Source organism: Novosphingobium sp. FKTRR1 (genome assembly GCF_020404405.1).
Taxonomy (GTDB): Bacteria; Pseudomonadota; Alphaproteobacteria; order Sphingomonadales; family Sphingomonadaceae; genus Novosphingobium.
This window is the reverse complement of sequence record NZ_JAIZDA010000002.1, coordinates 69,249-85,800: the sequence shown is the minus strand read 5'-3', so window position 1 is coordinate 85,800 and position 16,552 is coordinate 69,249. Positions and strand designations below refer to the sequence as shown.

At 65.5% G+C, this 16,552-nt stretch carries 17 protein-coding genes and 1 tRNA gene; 7 read left to right on the top strand and 11 right to left on the bottom strand.

Annotated elements, in window-relative coordinates:
- The first annotated feature begins 127 nt into the window (after positions 1-127).
- The 4 genes from LDN95_RS02165 (at position 128) to LDN95_RS02150 (ending at position 4,156) form a co-directional block, all read left to right on the top strand.
- Positions 128-466 carry a P-II family nitrogen regulator gene (locus LDN95_RS02165; RefSeq protein WP_226015986.1) on the top strand — a complete coding sequence of 113 codons (339 nt, stop codon included), beginning with the start codon at positions 128-130 and terminating at the stop codon, positions 464-466.
- Positions 467-503: 37 nt separating this feature from the next.
- Complete coding sequence (locus LDN95_RS02160; protein ID WP_226015985.1) at positions 504-1,916, top strand: ammonium transporter; 1,413 nt, start codon at positions 504-506, stop codon at positions 1,914-1,916.
- A gap of 174 nt (positions 1,917-2,090) precedes the next feature.
- Positions 2,091-3,227 (top strand): histidinol-phosphate transaminase, encoded by a 1,137-nt coding sequence (locus LDN95_RS02155; RefSeq protein WP_226015984.1) that lies wholly within the window; start codon positions 2,091-2,093, stop codon positions 3,225-3,227.
- Positions 3,224-4,156 carry a prephenate/arogenate dehydrogenase family protein gene (locus LDN95_RS02150; RefSeq protein WP_226015983.1) on the top strand — a complete coding sequence of 311 codons (933 nt, stop codon included), beginning with the start codon at positions 3,224-3,226 and terminating at the stop codon, positions 4,154-4,156. The genes LDN95_RS02155 and LDN95_RS02150 overlap by 4 nt, the downstream gene beginning before the upstream one ends.
- A 15-nt stretch (positions 4,157-4,171) precedes the next feature.
- Here the strand turns inward: LDN95_RS02150 and LDN95_RS02145 are convergent, their stop codons facing one another.
- Genes LDN95_RS02145 through ftsE form a run of 5 tightly spaced genes read right to left on the bottom strand, consistent with a single transcriptional unit; the run spans position 4,172 to position 8,488 of the window.
- The gene (locus LDN95_RS02145; protein ID WP_226015982.1) at positions 4,172-5,482 is read right to left on the bottom strand and encodes an NRAMP family divalent metal transporter; all 1,311 of its coding nucleotides are present in this window, start codon (positions 5,480-5,482) and stop codon (positions 4,172-4,174) included.
- Positions 5,479-6,231, bottom strand: a complete 753-nt coding sequence (locus tag LDN95_RS02140) for a 1-acyl-sn-glycerol-3-phosphate acyltransferase (protein WP_226015981.1) — start codon at positions 6,229-6,231, stop codon at positions 5,479-5,481. The genes LDN95_RS02145 and LDN95_RS02140 overlap by 4 nt, the downstream gene beginning before the upstream one ends.
- Positions 6,219-6,773 carry a YdcF family protein gene (locus LDN95_RS02135; protein WP_226015980.1) on the bottom strand — a complete coding sequence of 185 codons (555 nt, stop codon included), beginning with the start codon at positions 6,771-6,773 and terminating at the stop codon, positions 6,219-6,221. Before LDN95_RS02135 ends, LDN95_RS02140 begins: the two co-directional genes overlap by 13 nt.
- A 12-nt stretch (positions 6,774-6,785) precedes the next feature.
- Positions 6,786-7,760: a cell division protein FtsX gene (locus tag LDN95_RS02130; RefSeq protein ID WP_370631635.1), complete on the bottom strand. Its 975-nt coding sequence runs from the start codon at positions 7,758-7,760 to the stop codon at positions 6,786-6,788.
- Entirely contained in the window at positions 7,757-8,488 is a 732-nt protein-coding gene (gene ftsE / locus LDN95_RS02125) for a cell division ATP-binding protein FtsE (protein WP_226016285.1), read from the bottom strand. The genes LDN95_RS02130 and ftsE overlap by 4 nt, the downstream gene beginning before the upstream one ends.
- 155 nt (positions 8,489-8,643) lie before the next feature.
- On the opposite strand from ftsE, the gene LDN95_RS02120 reads away from it, so the two are divergent.
- From LDN95_RS02120 to LDN95_RS02110, 3 genes are all read left to right on the top strand, one after another.
- On the top strand, positions 8,644-9,474 hold the full coding sequence (locus tag LDN95_RS02120) for an MJ0042-type zinc finger domain-containing protein (protein ID WP_226015979.1): 831 nt from the start codon (positions 8,644-8,646) through the stop codon (positions 9,472-9,474).
- Positions 9,475-9,603: 129 nt separating this feature from the next.
- A tRNA-Leu gene (locus tag LDN95_RS02115) sits at positions 9,604-9,690 on the top strand.
- Positions 9,691-9,873: 183 nt separating this feature from the next.
- Complete coding sequence (locus LDN95_RS02110) at positions 9,874-10,938, top strand: PLP-dependent cysteine synthase family protein (RefSeq protein WP_226015978.1); 1,065 nt, start codon at positions 9,874-9,876, stop codon at positions 10,936-10,938.
- A 49-nt stretch (positions 10,939-10,987) separates the two neighbouring features.
- On the opposite strand, the gene LDN95_RS02105 is transcribed toward LDN95_RS02110, so the two are convergent.
- The 6 genes from LDN95_RS02105 to LDN95_RS02080 all read right to left on the bottom strand — a co-directional run bounded on the left by LDN95_RS02105 (position 10,988) and on the right by LDN95_RS02080 (position 16,510).
- Positions 10,988-12,313 carry an alginate export family protein gene (locus LDN95_RS02105; protein WP_226015977.1) on the bottom strand — a complete coding sequence of 442 codons (1,326 nt, stop codon included), beginning with the start codon at positions 12,311-12,313 and terminating at the stop codon, positions 10,988-10,990.
- A gap of 67 nt (positions 12,314-12,380) precedes the next feature.
- Positions 12,381-13,088 carry a YoaK family protein gene (locus LDN95_RS02100; protein WP_226015976.1) on the bottom strand — a complete coding sequence of 236 codons (708 nt, stop codon included), beginning with the start codon at positions 13,086-13,088 and terminating at the stop codon, positions 12,381-12,383.
- 29 nt (positions 13,089-13,117) lie between these two features.
- Positions 13,118-13,561: a DoxX family protein gene (locus tag LDN95_RS02095; protein ID WP_226015975.1), complete on the bottom strand. Its 444-nt coding sequence runs from the start codon at positions 13,559-13,561 to the stop codon at positions 13,118-13,120.
- Complete coding sequence (locus LDN95_RS02090; protein ID WP_226015974.1) at positions 13,558-15,405, bottom strand: amidohydrolase; 1,848 nt, start codon at positions 15,403-15,405, stop codon at positions 13,558-13,560. The genes LDN95_RS02095 and LDN95_RS02090 overlap by 4 nt, the downstream gene beginning before the upstream one ends.
- A gap of 101 nt (positions 15,406-15,506) precedes the next feature.
- A complete protein-coding gene (locus tag LDN95_RS02085; RefSeq protein WP_226015973.1) occupies positions 15,507-15,755 on the bottom strand; it encodes a DUF1427 family protein in 249 nt (82 codons plus the stop codon).
- A 77-nt stretch (positions 15,756-15,832) separates the two neighbouring features.
- Complete coding sequence (locus tag LDN95_RS02080; protein ID WP_226015972.1) at positions 15,833-16,510, bottom strand: hydrolase; 678 nt, start codon at positions 16,508-16,510, stop codon at positions 15,833-15,835.
- Positions 16,511-16,552: the final 42 nt, after the last annotated feature.

Sequence of the window (16,552 nt, the reverse complement as noted above, 5' to 3'; positions counted from 1 at the left end):
TGCTTGCGAGTCTTTTGTTCCGGTTAACCACGGATTTCGGTGCAATACGAATATGGCATGTACTTTGCATTGATCATTTAAGCCCGGCGGGTCGTCCGGTGGGAAATGGTCGTGAAAGGGGGCATGAATGAAATTCATCATCGCCATCATCAAGCCGTTCAAGCTCGACGAAGTGCGTGAAGCGCTGTCGGCTCTGGGCGTTGCCGGGATGACGGTGTCGGAAGTGAAGGGTTTTGGTCGACAGAAAGGTCAGACCGAAATCTATCGCGGCGCCGAATACACCACGAACATGCTGCCCAAGGTGAAGATCGAGATCGCCGCAAGCGATGACCTTGCGCCGCAGATCATCGAAACCATCCAGCAGACCGCCAGCACCGAAGCGATCGGCGACGGCAAGATCTTCGTTCTCGATCTTGCGTCCGCCACCCGTATCCGCACCGGCGAAACCGGCGATACCGCGCTGTGATCGTCAGGCTGTGACTTCCGACATGAAGGGAACCCAAATGATCCGAAAGATGATCGGTGGTGTTGCGGGGCTGGGGCTGACGCTCGGTGCCGCTTCGACCGCTTTCGCCCAGGCCGCGCTGGTCAAGGCGCCCGACGTTGCCGCGCAGGCAACCATGGTCAACAAGGGCGATACCACCTGGATGCTGGTATCGTCGGTCCTCGTGCTCATGATGAGCGTGCCGGGCCTCGCGCTGTTCTACGGCGGCCTTGTGCGCACCAAGAACATGCTCAGCGTGCTGATGCAGGTGTTCATGATCGTGTCGGTCACGGGCCTGCTGTGGGCCACGTACGGCTATTCGCTGGCCTTCACTGGCGGCTCGCCGTTCATCGGCGGCTTCTCGAAGGCGCTGCTGGCCGGCGTGACCAGCGGGACGTATTCGGCGACGTTCTCGAACAACGTCTACATCCCCGAACTCAGCTACTTCGTGTTCCAGATGACCTTCGCCATGATTACCCCGGCGCTGTTCATCGGCTCGTTCGCGGAACGCATCAAGTTCACCCCGCTGATCATCTTCACCGTGCTGTGGTCGACGTTCGCGTACTACCCGATCGCGCACATGGTGTGGTACTGGGCTGGCCCGGACTTCCTGTCGTCGAACACGGCGGACGCCGGCTTCCTGTATGGCAAGGGCGCGCTGGACTTCGCTGGTGGCACCGTGGTGCACATCAACGCCGGTATCGCTGGCCTCGTCGGCTGCCTGATCATCGGCAAGCGCGTCGGCTTCGGCAAGGACGCCACCCCGCCGCACTCGCTGACCATGACCATGATCGGCGCCTCGCTGCTGTGGGTGGGCTGGTTCGGCTTCAACGCCGGTTCCAACCTTGAAGCCAACGGCGTTGCCGCGGTTGCCTTCGTCAACACCATGCTCGCCACGTGCGCCGCTGCGGTCAGCTGGGCGATCATCGAACAGATCGTGCATGGCAAGCCTTCGATGCTCGGTGCTGCATCGGGTGCCGTCGCCGGTCTCGTCGCGATCACCCCTGCTTCGGGTTACGGTGCGCCGATGACCTCGATCGTGCTGGGCCTGATCGTTTCGCCGCTGTGCTTCTTCTTCGTCACCACGGTGAAGAACAAGCTGAAGTATGACGATACGCTCGACGTGTTCGGCGTGCACTGCATCGGTGGCATCACCGGCGCCATCGCCACCGGCATTGTTGCCGACCCGGCGCTCGGCGGTCAGGGCTGGATCGACTACACCGTATTCCCGTCCAAGGCTGGTGCCTGGGATACGATCGTCCAGTTGCAGACGCAGCTTGAAGCGGTCGGCATCACGCTGGTGTGGTCGGGTGTGGTCACTGCGGTTCTGCTCTTCGCCATCGACAAGACCATCGGTCTGCGTCCGACCGAAGAAGCCGAGCGCGAAGGCCTCGACATCACCGAACACGGCGAACGCGCCTACAACTACTAAGAATACCCGAGCTTGGCGGGGCGGGGCTGATCCTCTCCCTCTCACCCCACCCGCCAGACCACGTTCCTCCTGCGAACGGACTGAGGCCGGAAGCGCTAGCCCGCTTCCGGCCCTTTTTTGTGTCCGCAAGACGGTGTTTCCACGGCCGCACAACCCGGCTAAGGCGCGCGCACCATGACTGATCGCAACGTACCCGCCTCCACCAGCAGCGTCGCTGACCGCCCCACGCCCAAGCCCTGGATTCAGGCGATCCATGCTTATGTGCCGGGCAAGTCTGTCGGGGCGGACGGGCGTCCGTTGATCAAGCTGTCGGCAAACGAAAATCCGCTGGGCACCAGCCCGGCAGCCCTTGCCGCCCGCAGCCATGCGGTGGTTCCCGCCTTGTATCCCGATCCCGACAGCACCGCCTTGCGCGCCGCGATCGGCGCCGTGCACGGGATCGAACCGGCCCGGATCGTGTGCGGCACCGGATCGGGCGAGCTGTTGACCGTCTCGGCCAGTGCCTTTGCCGGTCCGGGCGACGAAGTGCTGTACGTGCGCTATGGCTTTTCGCTGTACGATATCGCGGCGCGGCGCTGCGGGGCGACGCCGGTCACAGCACCCGATGCCGACTATGGCACCGATGTCGACGCCTTGCTCGGGCTCGTCAACAAACGCACCAAAGTTGTCTTCGTGGCAAACCCCAACAACCCGACGGGCCGCTACACGCCACGATCAGAACTTGCCCGGCTGCACGCCGGTCTGCCGCAGGACGTGCTGCTGGTCATCGATCAGGCCTATGCCGAATATGTCGCGCCCGAAGACGATGACGGTGCTCTGGAACTCGCGGCAAAGCACGCGAACGTGCTGGTAACGCGGACTTTTTCCAAGGCCTATGGCCTCGCGGGCGAACGGGTGGGCTGGGGCACCGGAGCGCCCGAGCTGATCGAGGTACTCAATCGCTTGCGCGGCCCTTTCAACCTGAGCAACAGCGCACAGGCGACGGCCTTGGCGGCTATCAATGACCAGGCTTTCGTCACGCATTCACGCGATCACAACACGGCCGTGCGCGAAAACTTTGTCGCGGCGCTGCGCCAGTTGGGCAACCGCGGCGTACGGCCGGTTCCGTCGGAAGCCAACTTCGTGCTGGTCCTGTTCGAAGGAGCGCTGACGGGTGAGGCGGCCTATCATGGGCTGGCCGAACGCGGATACATCACCCGCTGGTTGCCCGGCCAAGGGCTGCCACATGGTGTGCGGATCACCATCGGCACGCAGGCGCAAATGGACGAAATCGCCCTCGCGCTGGGCCAGATGGTTGAGACGGCGCGATGACCGCTCCGTTCTCTCGCATCGCGGTGATCGGCCTGGGCCTGCTCGGCGGGTCGGTGGCGCGCGCGATCGCCGCCTGTTTGCCCGATGCGGTGACCACTGGCTTCGATGCCGATCCCCAGGTGCGCGCTCGCGCGCGCGCTATCGGGCTGGTCGATACCGTCGCCGAAACGGCGGGCGATGCGGTGCGCGCGGCTGATCTGCTGGTGCTGTGCGTGCCGGTGGGGGCGATGGGTGCCGCCGCGACGGCCTTGGCCGGAGACCTTCCGGCAGGCGCGATCGTCACCGACGTCGGGTCCAGCAAGGCAAGCGTTGCGCGCGCACTGGCCGAAGCGCTGCCCGACCATGTGGTGATCCCGGCGCACCCGGTCGCGGGTACCGAGCAAAGCGGGCCGGATGCAGGCTTTGCCACGCTGTTCCGCAACCGCTGGTGTATCGTTACCCCACCAGAGGGAGTCGATCCGGCGGCGTTGGCGCGGCTTGTCGGCTTTTGGGAAGCGCTTGGTGCCCGGGTCGAGACGATGGATGCCGAGCACCACGACCGCGTGCTGGCGGTGACCAGCCATCTGCCGCACCTGATCGCCTACACTATCGTCGGCACTGCCTCCGACCTTGAACAAGTGACCCAGAGCGAAGTGATCAAGTTCTCGGCAGGCGGGTTCCGCGATTTTACCCGCATCGCCGCGTCAGATCCGACGATGTGGCGCGATGTGTTCCTGTCCAACCGGGAGGCCGTGCTGGAAATGCTCCAGCGCTTCACCGAAGACCTGACCGAATTGCAAAAAGCGATCCGCAAGGGCGATGGCGAGACGCTGTTCGATCACTTCACCCGCACCCGCGCTATCCGCCGGGGGATCATCGCGATGGGTCAGGATGATGCGCGGCCCGACTTCGGGCGCAGCGATCACGCCGGCGCGGACAAGCCTGCCTGAGGCCTTTCCGCGCGGTCAGGCGAACAGGAACAGCAGCGCTACGGCCGCCATCACGGCGGTCGACAGCCAGCCGCCGATCATCAGGCCCCGGCCGATGACAAGGTTGCCCATGATGGCCTTGTTCCGCGCGATCAGCATCGTCACCACCATCACCGGCGGGGCCAGCAGGCCGTTGACCACTGCCGACCAGTAGAGCGCCGTCATCGGGTCGATCGGCATGAAATTGATCAACAGCCCGCCCAGCGTGGCCAGCGCGATCGTGCCATAGAACGCGCGGGCCTCGCGTGCTGGCCGGTCAAGGCCCTCGGTCCAGCCGAATGCCTCGCTGATGACGTAGGCGGCAGAGCCGGCCAGCACCGGCACGGCCAGCAGGCCGGTGCCGATGATGCCCAGCGCGAACAGGGCAAAGGCAAAGTCCCCGGCCACCGGGCGCAGCGCACTGGCCGCCTGATCGGCTGAGGTGATCTGGGTGATGCCGTGGACGTGCAGCGTTGCCGCCGTAGCGATGACGATGGCCTGCGCGGTCAGGTTGGATATGCCCATGCCGACCAGCGTGTCGGTGCGGATGCGGCGCAATTCGCTGGTCACGTACCGACGCGGGCTGACGTGCAGCGGCTTGGTGTGGCGGCGGCGCTGCTCTTCGACTTCCTGCCCCGATTGCCAGAAAAACAGGTAGGGGCTGATCGTCGTGCCGAACATCGCGACCAGACCCATGGCGTGATCGTGGTCGAAGCTGAAGCTGGGCAACAGTACCCCGCGGGCCACTTCGGGCCAGGGCACATGCGCCACGAACAACACCAGCGGATAGGCGAACAGCGAAAGCGTGGTCCATTTGAGCACGTTGGCATAGCGATTGTAGGGCAGCAGCACTTCGGCGGCGATGCTGACCAGGGCGAACACGACGGTGAAGGCCGCGATCGGCACCGGGATCAACAAGTGCAATGCCGCCGCCATCGCGCCAAGGTCAGCACCGATGTTGATGACATTGGCGACCACCAGCAGCGCGACGACCATGCGCAGCACCCACGGGCTGTAGTGCCGCTTCAGATTGTGCGCGATGCCCCGCCCGGTGGTGGCGCCGATGCGCGCGCAGATCGCCTGAATCGAAGCGAGCAGCGGGAAGCCGAACAGCATCGCCCAGGCCAGTGAATAGCCGAATTGAGCGCCGACCTGACTATAAGTGCCGATTCCGCTGGGGTCGTCATCGGCCGCGCCCGTGACCAGACCGGGGCCGAGCACCGCCAGCAACGAGCGGTCGCCCTGCACCGGTTCGTCGGGGTCCGTGCCATGCGGGTGAGGGTGGCCAGCGTGGTGCCGGTTTGTCATGCTTGCGGGGCGATGACGGCCAGCACACGCGCTTCAAGTTCGGCGCGGGGCAGGCCGGGGGGGATCTCCGGCCCGGCGACATAGCGGATCGTTCCGGCCCGCTTCCAGCGACGGTGGTAAAGCGCGCCGCTGTGCACCGAAACCGGAACCACCGGCAGGCCCAGCAGCTTGTAAAGCCCGGCAAACCCGGCCTGCAACGGGGCAGGGCGATCATGGCGCACGCGGGTACCTTCGGGAAAGATGATCAGCGGTCGGCCCTTGGCACGCTCACGCGCCTGCCGCACCATCGACCTCAGCGCGCTGGCGCCAGCGCTGCGGTCCACACCGATCAGGCCGAAGCGGCGCGCCACCACTCCCCACAGGGGAATGCGCAACAATTCCTCCTTGGCGAAGATGACCGGGCGGGAAAAACGTGCGGGCAGGTCGATCGCCTCGAAGAACGATTCGTGCCGGATCGCATAAAGCACGTCCGAGCGGGCGGGGAGCTGGCCTTGCTCGATTCGGATGCCCAGCAGGGCGCGGCAGCATCCGGCGTGCCAGCGGCTCCAGCCCTTGGCCACGGCCTGCAATGCATGCGTGCGGAACGGCAGCACCACGCAGCCTGCCAGCACGAACACGATCGAACCCAGATAGAATGCGCCGTAAAACATCAGGCTGCCGACCACTTCGCGCACTGTCGGCGGGCGGTCGATCGGCGCAGGCACAGCCGCGCTCGTCGGCGAGGCCAGCATCGGGTTCATCGTTTCCATCCCAGGCTCCATGCGATCACCCGGGCTAGCAACTTGTGGTATTCCAGGAACAGGATCTTCAAACTTGGCTGCGAGGGCACCGCGTCCTCCACAATTACCAGCCCCCGCGGGCCAGCCACGGTCAGGTCGAAGGCCGCGCGGCGCATATGCCAGTCGGTCGTCACCAGTCGCACCGATCCGACATGGTTGCGCGTGATCCAGTGGGACGCTTCCAGCCCGTTGGTGCGGGTGTCGAATGATTCGTAGCCAAGCGTGATGCAGCACGCCATCAGTGCGGGATCGACGCGGTACTCAGCGGCAAATTCGGCCGGTCGCACTTCGCTGGCGACACCGGACACCAGCAGGCGGTGCGAATCGCCCGCGCGCAGCACGGCGATGGCGCGCGGAATACGGCCAACCGCCCCGGTCACCACGACCACGGCATCGGTCTTGATCGTGCCTGCGGGGTGCGGCAAAGCCAGCGCGAACCACAGGAATCCCAACGCCCAGACCAGCAAGATGGCCGAAGCGATGCGACGAAAGAGGCCGGGTGGTTTTGACAACACGCAACCTGTCTACAGCAAGCGACGCAGCGCGGCGAGGACCGAGAGCCTTGCGGTCAACACCGAAAGCACGGTGCCCAGAACCGGTATTCCGGCAATCAGCAGCCAGTCGCTCCAGCCCAGCACGGCAGCGGCGGTCATTCCCGATCCCAGCGCGGCGAACTGGTTGCCCAGCGCGGCGATGGCGATCAGTCCGGCAAGCAGCCCCAGCACGCCGCCTGCCGCTGCGTCGATCGCCATGCTGCGTTGAAAGACCCGCGCGATCTGGTGATCGGTGCCACCCAGCATGTGCACGATCTCGATCGTGTCGCGGTGGTTGCCAAGTGCATTGCGCGATGCCAGCAGCACCGCAAACACCGTGGCCGAAGCCAGCAGCGCGATCAGCCCTGCCGCCAGCCATTGCAGCGCGGCCATGGCCCGGAATACCGGCACCAGCCATGCCGCCTGCGCGTCGATCCGGGCCGATGGCGCCACCTTTTGCAAGGCGGTGCGCAGCGCGGCGAGCCGGGCGGGCGTTGCCGTGCCATCCAGTCGCACGTCGATCAGCGCCGGGATCGGCAGGGCATCCAGATCGTCACCCGCGCGCGTCCCCAACCAGGGTTCGACCAGCGTGTTCAATTCGTCCTGCGCCACGCGTCGCGCCGAGCGCACGGCGCCATCGTGCTGCAGAGCTGCCAATGCCGCGTCGGCCTGACGGTTGCGCGCGTCGGGCTCGGCGAAGACGATCTGCACCGTAACGCCGCCCTCAAGTTCGCTGCGCGCCGATTGCGCGGCATTGCGCAAGGCCAGCGCGCTGGCCGCGGCGACCACGGTCAACGCGATCATGATGGCGATCACCCAGGGCATCGGCCCGGCAAACTGGACCACCGGCAATAGCCGGGCATCGGCCTCACGCGTGCGGGCGAACGGCAGACGCGTGATCCACTTGGTTGCGGGCCACTTGGTTGCGGGCCACCTGGTTGCGGGTTCGTCGGCGGGGGCGTTCATGGCTGACCTGCCGGTCCGCTGCGCCGCGGAGGATAGCGCAGCGCGCCAGTAGGATCGTGCAGGCGCCCTTTGTCCAGCCGCATGATCAGCGAATCCTGGATACTCGAAATCAGATGCAGGTCGTGCGTGGCGACAACCACGGTAGTGCCCAGCCGGTTCATGCTTTCGAACAGGCGCAACAGCTTGATCGCCATGTCGGGATCGACGTTGCCGGTCGGCTCGTCCGCGATCAGGATGTCGGGCCGGGCGATCACCGCGCGGGCGATGGCCACGCGCTGCTGCTCACCGCCCGAAAGCGTGGCGGGCCGGGCGTGGCGCCGGTCGCCAAGGCCCACCCAGTCGAGCATGTCGGCAACCGGACGGGCGATATCGCGCTCGCTCACCCCGGCCACGCGCAACGGCAGCGCCACGTTGTCGAATGCCGACAAGTGCGGCACGAGACGGAAATCCTGAAACACCACGCCAAGACGGCGGCGGAAACCGGGAAGCCGGTCGCGCGGCAGGGTGATGGCATCTGTTCCGAACATGCGGATAAGTCCGCGCGATGGTCGCTGCGACAGGTACAGCAGTTTGAGCAGACTGGTCTTGCCGGCACCCGATGCGCCGGTCAGGAAATAGAACCGCCCCGGGTAGAGCGTGAACGAGACATCGCTCAACACCTCGCGGTCGGTGCCATAGCGCAGGCCGACATTGTCGAAATGCACGATCTCGGGATCAGGCTGGTTCATGCTGGCGGCAGAGTCATGGAACTGGCAGGTAATCCCGGTTTTGCGCTTCATGTCGGGCTATACGCATCAATGCATGTGGAAAAAAGGGCGGTCCGACACTTCTCCACCTGCGTGGCTATTGTTTCATGGCGACACACGCTGTTTAACGCCGATACATGATCATCGCCTGCCCTGCATGTTCCACGCGCTATGTCGTTCCCGACAATGCGATCGGCGTGGACGGGCGAACCGTTCGTTGCGCCAAGTGTCGGCATAGCTGGTTCCAGTATGGCGCCGAATTGCCGAACCGGCCTGATCCGGCCCCTGCCAGTGCAGCAGGCTCTGCTGTTTCGGCACCTGTCGTGCCGCCACCGGAAGCGCCACCGGCACCTGCACCCGCTGCTGCGACCCCGGCGACAGAGGTACCGGTCGTTGCGCCTGTTGCCGAGCCTGCGCCACTCCCGCCAGCGCCACCAGTCGTGCCGGTGTTTCGCGCAGAGCAACCGCGCCCGACACCCGCGCCGGGCATGTTCGAAGAGGATCGGTCCAGCTTTGCGCATGAACCGCCGTTCCGCCCCCGCCGCAACATGCTCAAGATCTGGACGATCGCATCGGCCAGCTTTGCGGTGCTGGTCGCGCTGCTGATCGGCCTGGTCGCCTGGCTGGGCCTGCCCGACTGGCTGCCCGTGGCGCGCCCCACGTTCGGGCCGACCCAGCCCGAATTGGTCCTGTCGTTCCCGGCCGATCGGCAGGACCGGCGCACGCTGCCCAATGGCACCGCCTATTTCGGGGCGAGCGGAACGGTGACCAACGTCGGCAAGAACGTGAAGGACGTGCCGCCGATCCTGATCGTGCTGCGCGATGCCAAGGACCGCGTCGTCTATACTTGGAACGTCAACCCGCCCAAGGACACGCTGCGTCCGGGTGAAAGCGTGACCATCAACGAGGCGGTCACCGACGTTCCGACCAGCGCGCGCTTTGCCGAAATCGGCTGGAAGCCCGAGTGACTTGCCTGCACGCGGCGTAGATCCCGCGAAAAAACGAGTCCAGACGGTTGCGCTGTCATTAGTCCTTTGCTAGGGGCCCGCTCCTACCCCGACGGGTCGCCACCAAGCGGTGCGCAGCCCGTACGATTTGCGGTCGTGGCGGAACTGGTAGACGCGCAACGTTGAGGTCGTTGTGGGCGAAAGCCCGTGGAAGTTCGAGTCTTCTCGACCGCACCAAACAGTCCTGAAAATCACCCCCTTGGGGGGCACCTTGCGGATCGGTGGCCCGCGTTGGGTCGGTTTGTGCCGACTGGGGGCTGGCAGCACCGGTTTTGACGTTTATCTGTTTGCCCGGAATGGCCTGTCTCCGCGATTGGCGGCAATCGTACCGGACTTTCAACAGACGAGGACTGTCGCGCAATGACCGAGAACCGGGACTGGCTGAACTGGGCGATCGGTCGGATCGAGGCGGATTACAACCGCAGCGCCGACACGCACCTGATCCCGCTGTCGTTGCCCGCGCTGGCTGCGATCGCCATCTATCTCAAGGACGAAAGCAGCCACCCCACCGGCAGTCTCAAGCACCGCTTGGCCCGCTCGCTGTTCCTTTATGCGCTGTGCAACGGCTGGATTGCGCAAGGCATGACCATCGTCGAGGCATCCTCGGGCTCCACCGCCGTGTCAGAAGCCTATTTCGCACGTATGCTGGGCCTGCCCTTCGTCGCCGTGGTGCCTGCCAGTACCGCTTGCGAGAAGATCGCGGCCATCGAGGCGCTCGGTGGGCGGTGTCACAAGGTCGCTGATGGCGGACAAGTCTATGGCGAGGCGGCCCGGCTGGCGGAGGACCTGGGCGGCCATTACATGGACCAGTTCACCTATGCCGAGCGGGCGACAGACTGGCGCGGCAACAACAACATCGCCGAAAGCATCTTTGCCCAGATGGCGCGCGAACCGACGCCCATACCCACCTGGATCGTGACCGGCGCGGGTACCGGCGGCACGTCGGCCACGTTGGGCCGGTATGTGCGCTATCACTGCCACGCAACGCGCATCTGCGTGGCCGATCCGGCCGGATCGGTGTTCCACCGCCATTGGACCAACCCGGCCGTCACCACGGCCAGCGGCGTGCCCTGCCGCGTCGAGGGCATCGGCCGTCCCCGCGTCGAGCCCAGCTTCGTGCCCACCGTGATCGACCGGATGGAAGTGGTCGAGGATGCCGCATCGATTGCCGCCGCGCGCGCGCTTTCGGTGCATCTGGGGCGCCGTGTGGGCGGATCGACCGGCACCAATCTGGTTGCCGTGGCGCGGCTTGCCGTAGAACTGGCGGCGTGCGGACAATCCGGCTCGATCGTCACCATCTTGTGTGATGGCGGCGAGCGCTATGCCTCGACCTATTTCAACGACGGCTGGCTTGAGGCGCAGGGCCTCGCCGACCGCCAAGCCGAGGCGCGGATGGCGGGCTTCCTGCGCGACGGGATGTATTAGACGGCGTGGACAGATTCCGCATCTCGTGAGCAAGCGTCGGCCGGCTGGCTCAGAACTTCAGCATGGTTTCGAGCCCCGCCATGTGGATGGGGCGGGCTGCACCGGTTTCGCGCAGGAAGGCTCCGGCCCGGAACAGCGACAGCGATGCAGCAAACGATAGCGTGTCGCTTGCCTTCCAGCTTGCGCTCAATTCGACCTGATCGCCGATGTGCCGGGCCGTGCTGCCACCGGCGCTGCGGATTTCCTGTCCGGGTACGTCATAGACCCCGTCTGCCAGCGCGGCCCGCCAGAAGGCCACCCCGGCGATCTCCACACTCACGCTCTTGCCCAGCGATATATCGAGCCCCGGATGCAGGTTGATGATGTTGCGCGGGCCGATCGGGGAAAGTTCGCCGAAGTACTTGCCCTTGGGGAACATCGCGTTGAACGTCCCCAGCGTGCCGTCACCCGCCTTGCGGTCGCCGCTGGCATAGTTGGCGCGCAGCCGCAGGCGGGGCTTGAGGCGCGCTGCGGGAAACGCGACCGAGGTTTCCGTGGCCAGCGACCATGCCCGGATGCGCTGCCCGGCGAAATGCCCGCGCTGCACCATGGCCTCCCAGTTCCAGGCGAATCTGCCCTCCCTGCCGAATGCGCGAACGCCCAGCGTGCTGCGCCGTTCAACCCCGGCAGCGCCACCGAAGCGCGCAGCGCTGTTGCGGTAATCCAGTACGTAGGCGTCGAAAGCGACATTCCGGGCGGTCGACCAGGTGGCATAAATGGCATCGAGTTGCCGGGTGTCGGATGTGCGATCGTCGAAATCCCGTTGTCCGACCTGCACCGGGCGCAGGTGCAGCAGATCGACCTTCAGCGCCTTGTGCGTGATGGTGGCGCGTGCGCCATCGAAGGCCTGCGGAATGTTGGGGCCATAGCGCAAGCCGACCAGACGTTCGGACCCGAGCGCCACCAATTCACGCCCCCCGCGCACGGTCAGCGCGCTTTCCTTGCCCAGTGCAAACCGCCATTCGCCAAAGCCCTGCAGCAGGTCGATGCCGGTCTGGTCGGCCGGGCCATTGCCGCCAGCCACTCCGCGCGCATAGCCCGCGATCGGCTGGACGAACACGCGCGCGGGCCCGACATGGACGTCGGCAAGCGGCATCAACCGCAGCCACAGGTAGCCATCGTCGGGAGTCGCACCCCAGCCAGGGTTCTCGAAGCCTTCGTAGCGGGCCCGCGCTTCGATCCCGAGCGTGATGCTGGCATCTCCGGCGGAATCGAGCGGCAGGAACTTCAGCCTCTGCCAACCGGTATCGGCTTTGCCCGAAAGCGCCGTCCAATCCTCGTCATAGCGCTGGTTGGTGCGGGCGATGGACTGGGCGGAAGCTGGCTGAGCGAACACAAGGCCCAGTAGCGCTATGCCCGCGGCCCTTGCCGTTATGCGTCGAAGGCAGGTCATCACCGGATCATCACCGCTGCCATGCGATGATGTGCGGATGCCTGGCAAAGGCCAGCGTGCCCAGCAGAACGATGGCGGCAGTAGTGAACAACGTCGCAGCCATGCCGAACCTGGCGAACAGGACCGCGCCAAATGTCGCACCGGCCAGAACCATCGCCACGGCGCCCAATCGCGTCCGCATGACCGGCGCCGCCCCTTCTGCCCTGTGCGCATCGGCGGCGATGCCGGTGATCGTCAGGGTCAGCACGGTGGTGGTGAGGTCGGGCACCTTCAACTGCCGGACGGTCGCGTTGCGAAATCCCATGGCACCGGCGGTCAAGGCGATCATCGGCAACACGCGGGCCTCGGCCTCGCCCGCAGAGAAGGCGGTCGACAGCGCAAACAACCCGGCCAGCGCGAGCAATCCGCTTTCGATCACGGCCGCGACCATCAGTTGATGGTGCAGCTTGCGCAGTCGCGAGGCACGACCGATCCGGCCCGCAGTAACCGCGCCAAGCATGAATGCGCCCAGCGCCAGCAGATAGGGCAGGGGCACGAAGCCGGGTGTACCGGCAGCGGCAAAGCCGAGAAACACGACATTGCCGGTCATGTTCGCGGTAAACACCTTGCCCATGCCAAGGATGCTGGCCGCATCGACCATGCCGGTGGTGGCCGACAGCAGCAACAGCAGCCACACCAGCGGCGCCGGTGCCGGGTTGGCGAGAACGGGCTGGGCCATGGGCATGTCGCTCCGCTGCGTCGGAATGGTCACAAACGCCCTTCGCGGCGGGCGTGCTCTGCCACCAGCGCGGCGAGCACGAACCCGCCGACAAGACCGATGTGTTCGAAGAACGCATTTGTAGCAGCAAATCGCTCCTGACCCGCCATCGTCCAGAAATCGTTGGCGAGAAACGCCGCAAGGAACGTGAACACCCCGAGCATTCCCGCGCCAAGCCAGACGAAGCGCCCGGCAAGGATCAGCAGCGGCCCGATCAGTTCGACCGCAATCGTGATCGCAGCCCACAGCGCAGGCGGGCTCATGCCGAAATGTGCCTGTTCGGCCACGGCGGCGGGCCAGTCGGACAGCTTGGCCAGCGCCCCGACAAGATAGGCTCCCACCAGCAGCAGGCGCGCGATGAACCACGTTGGCGGCCAGTCGAGCACGGCGTGGATCAGGCGCGGTTCGCGCTCGGTGGCTCCAGTCCCGCTCATACCGCCCAGCATCCGCAGCCCAACGCGCCCCAGAACGTCTGGACGTCGCTTGCCACCGGCGCGCTGCCAAGCGCCGCCGCATGATCGTGGCCGTGCACCGCGCAGGCCGAGGCGCAGCCACAGGCGGCGGCAAGCCGGGCGGTCGCCTGTGGGTCTTGATGATACCCGCCAAAGCGACGGACCGGCGACCAGTCGGGCATGGGGGCGGGCAGTTCGGGCGCGAGCGGGCGATAATCGCCATCGCCATGCACAACGCGCCCGCCCAGCAGGGTCAAAACCGCGCGAATATGCACGATATCGTGCTCGGGCACGGTGAAATAATCGGCCGACAGCAGCGCCAGATCGGCTAGTTGGCCCGCCTTGATCCGTCCCTTCTTGCCGGTTTCACTGGAGAACCAGGTGTTCTCGTGGGTCCACAGGGCCAGCGCCTTTTCACGGCTGACGCGATTTGCGCCCGGGTAAAGCGACAGGCCGCCGACAGTCCGGCCGGTGACCAGCCACGACAGCGAAACCCACGGGTTGTAGCTTGCCACCCGCGTGGCGTCGGTGCCCGCGCCGACCGGTATCCCGGCGGCGATCATCCGGGCGATGGGCGGGGTGCGTTCGGCCGCGCGGTGGCCATAGCGTTCGACGAAGTATTCGCCCTGATAGGCCATGCGATGCTGGATCGCGATGCCTCCACCCAGCGCGGCGATGCGGTCGATGTTGCGCTCGCTGATCGTCTCGGCATGGTCGAAGAACCAGTTGATCCCCTGCAGCGGGATGTCGCGGTTGACCTTCTCATAGACATCGAGCGCGCGGTCGATCGTCTGGTCATAGGTGGCGTGCAAGCGCCAAGGCCAGCGGTGTTCGGCCAGCAGGCGGATGACCGGTTCAAGGTCGCCTTCCATCGATGGCGGCATGTCGGGCCGGGCCACACGGAAATCCTCGAAGTCCGCCGCCGAATAGACCAGCATTTCGCCCGCGCCGTTGTGGCGATAGGTATCGTCGCCCTGTCCGGGGCTGACCTGCTTCACCCATCCGGCAAAGTCGGCGAGTTCCTCCTTCGGCTTTTGCGTGAACAGGTTGTAGCTGATGCGCACGGTCAACTGACGGTCCTCATGCAGCTTTTCGATCACGCGGTAATCATCCGGATAGTTCTGGAAGCCGCCGCCCGCATCGATCACGCTGGTCACGCCAAGGCCGTTGATCTCGCGCATGAAATGGCGGGTGGAGTTGATCTGGTAATCCTCGGGCAGCTTCGGGCCCTTGGCCAGCGTGCTGTACAGGATCGTGGCGTTGGGCTGTGCCAGCAGCAGGCCGGTGGGGTTGCCCGCTGCATCGCGCACGATCTCGCCACCGGGCGGGTCGGGCGTGTCCTTGCCATAGCCGACCACGCGCAATGCGGCGGCGTTGAGCAAAGCGCGATCATACAAGTGGAGGATGAACACCGGCGTATCGGGCGCGACGGCATTCAATTCGGCCAAGGTCGGCAGGCGCTTTTCGGCAAACTGATGCTCGGTGAAGCCGCCGACCACGCGCACCCACTGCGGCGCGGGCGTGCGGTCGACCTGCGCCTTGAGCATGGCCATGGCGTCGGCCAGCGAGGGCACGCCATCCCAGCGCAGTTCCATGTTGAAGTTCAACCCACCGCGGATCACGTGCATGTGGCTGTCGATCAGGCCGGGGATCATGCGCCGACCGTTGGCATCGATGACCGGCGCCTGCGGCGCTGCGGCGCGGGCCTCTGCTTCGTTGCCGACAACCAGAAACCGGCCGTCACGGATCGCCACCGCCTGCGCGACGGGGTTCTCGCGGTCGAGCGTGGTGATCCGGGCATTCACGATCACAAGTTCGTCGCTCATCGGATATGTCCTTCGATCGGTCGTGGCAGAGCCGCGCCTTGGCAAGACGGCAAATGCCGCCGCGCTGGCCACACCTGTCAACGCGGCGCGGCGGGTCGGGTTCATCGCGGCTTGTCCGGCGCCTTGGCCGCCACGCCGGTAACACGCTCGGCACACGTCTGGCGCCAGAAGCCAACGACCTCCTGCCCTGAAACGATCCGCTTCGCGATGGGCACCGCCTGTTCGCCCAGCAACATGCCAAGCAGACCGAGCAATGCGATAGCGGGGGGTGCGGGGGATCGCACGCCCAGCAGGCTGTAGATGCCGCCGACCAGCAGACCGACACCCAGCGCGATGAGGTAGGGTTTCATGGGCAGGAGGTCTTCCCGGCCGGGAACGGGCAGAGCCCCGTCCACCCCCGGCTCAAGGGTGCACGGAGCTGATCGGATCAATGCCCGGCGGGGTGCGGCGCTTCGTGCGGGAATGCGCCACGCTGCGGCGCCTTGTGCACCATGGTATAGGCGTAATCGACGCCCATGCCGTAAGCGCCCAGATGTTCGCGCACGATGTCCATGACACCGTTGTACGTATCGCGGTGGGCCCAGTCGCGCTGCAGTTCGAGCAAGGCATTGATCGTGGTCAGCGAATGTGCGCCCGCCTGTTCCATGCGCCGCACTGCTGCATCGTGCGCCTCTGGCGAGGTGCCTCCCGACGCATCGGTGACGATATAGATCTCGAACCCTTCCTCGATCGCGCACAAAGTGGGGAACAGCAGGCAGGCTTCGGTCCACAGCGCGGCGAGCACCAGTTTCTTCTTGCCGCTCGCCTTGACGGTGGCGACCAGTTCGTCGGAATCCCAACTGTTCATCGATGTGCGCTCGATCGGCTTTTGCTGCACCACGTCGAGCAGTTCGGGCCAGATGTAGCCGGAAAAGGATTCGGTTTCGACGGCGGTCAGGATCGTCGGCACGCCGAACAGCTTGGCGGCCTTGGCCAGCGCCACGGTGTTGTTCTTCAGCAACTGGCGGTCGATGCTGGTGACGCCAAAGGCCATCTGCGGCTGGTGATCGATGAAGATGAACAGGGTATCGTCGGCATTGATCAGTTTCTGGGATCGGAAGGACATGGGATCTCTCCTCGTCAACAAATGGGGCGTCAATAAATGGGG

Coding starts and splice junctions, on each gene's coding strand:
- LDN95_RS02165 (WP_226015986.1), top strand. CDS start 128: ATGAAATTCATCATCGCCATCATCAAGCCGTTCAAGCTCGACGAAGTG.
- LDN95_RS02150 (WP_226015983.1), top strand. CDS start 3,224: ATGACCGCTCCGTTCTCTCGCATCGCGGTGATCGGCCTGGGCCTGCTC.
- LDN95_RS02100 (WP_226015976.1), bottom strand. CDS start 13,088: ATGGCCCAGCCCGTTCTCGCCAACCCGGCACCGGCGCCGCTGGTGTGG.
- LDN95_RS02095 (WP_226015975.1), bottom strand. CDS start 13,561: ATGAGCGGGACTGGAGCCACCGAGCGCGAACCGCGCCTGATCCACGCC.
- LDN95_RS02145 (WP_226015982.1), bottom strand. CDS start 5,482: ATGACAAACCGGCACCACGCTGGCCACCCTCACCCGCATGGCACGGAC.
- LDN95_RS02090 (WP_226015974.1), bottom strand. CDS start 15,405: ATGAGCGACGAACTTGTGATCGTGAATGCCCGGATCACCACGCTCGAC.
- LDN95_RS02155 (WP_226015984.1), top strand. CDS start 2,091: ATGACTGATCGCAACGTACCCGCCTCCACCAGCAGCGTCGCTGACCGC.
- ftsE (WP_226016285.1), bottom strand. CDS start 8,488: ATGAACCAGCCTGATCCCGAGATCGTGCATTTCGACAATGTCGGCCTG.
- LDN95_RS02080 (WP_226015972.1), bottom strand. CDS start 16,510: ATGTCCTTCCGATCCCAGAAACTGATCAATGCCGACGATACCCTGTTC.
- LDN95_RS02085 (WP_226015973.1), bottom strand. CDS start 15,755: ATGAAACCCTACCTCATCGCGCTGGGTGTCGGTCTGCTGGTCGGCGGC.
- LDN95_RS02130 (WP_370631635.1), bottom strand. CDS start 7,760: ATGAACGCCCCCGCCGACGAACCCGCAACCAGGTGGCCCGCAACCAAG.
- LDN95_RS02120 (WP_226015979.1), top strand. CDS start 8,644: ATGATCATCGCCTGCCCTGCATGTTCCACGCGCTATGTCGTTCCCGAC.
- LDN95_RS02160 (WP_226015985.1), top strand. CDS start 504: ATGATCCGAAAGATGATCGGTGGTGTTGCGGGGCTGGGGCTGACGCTC.
- LDN95_RS02110 (WP_226015978.1), top strand. CDS start 9,874: ATGACCGAGAACCGGGACTGGCTGAACTGGGCGATCGGTCGGATCGAG.
- LDN95_RS02140 (WP_226015981.1), bottom strand. CDS start 6,231: ATGGAAACGATGAACCCGATGCTGGCCTCGCCGACGAGCGCGGCTGTG.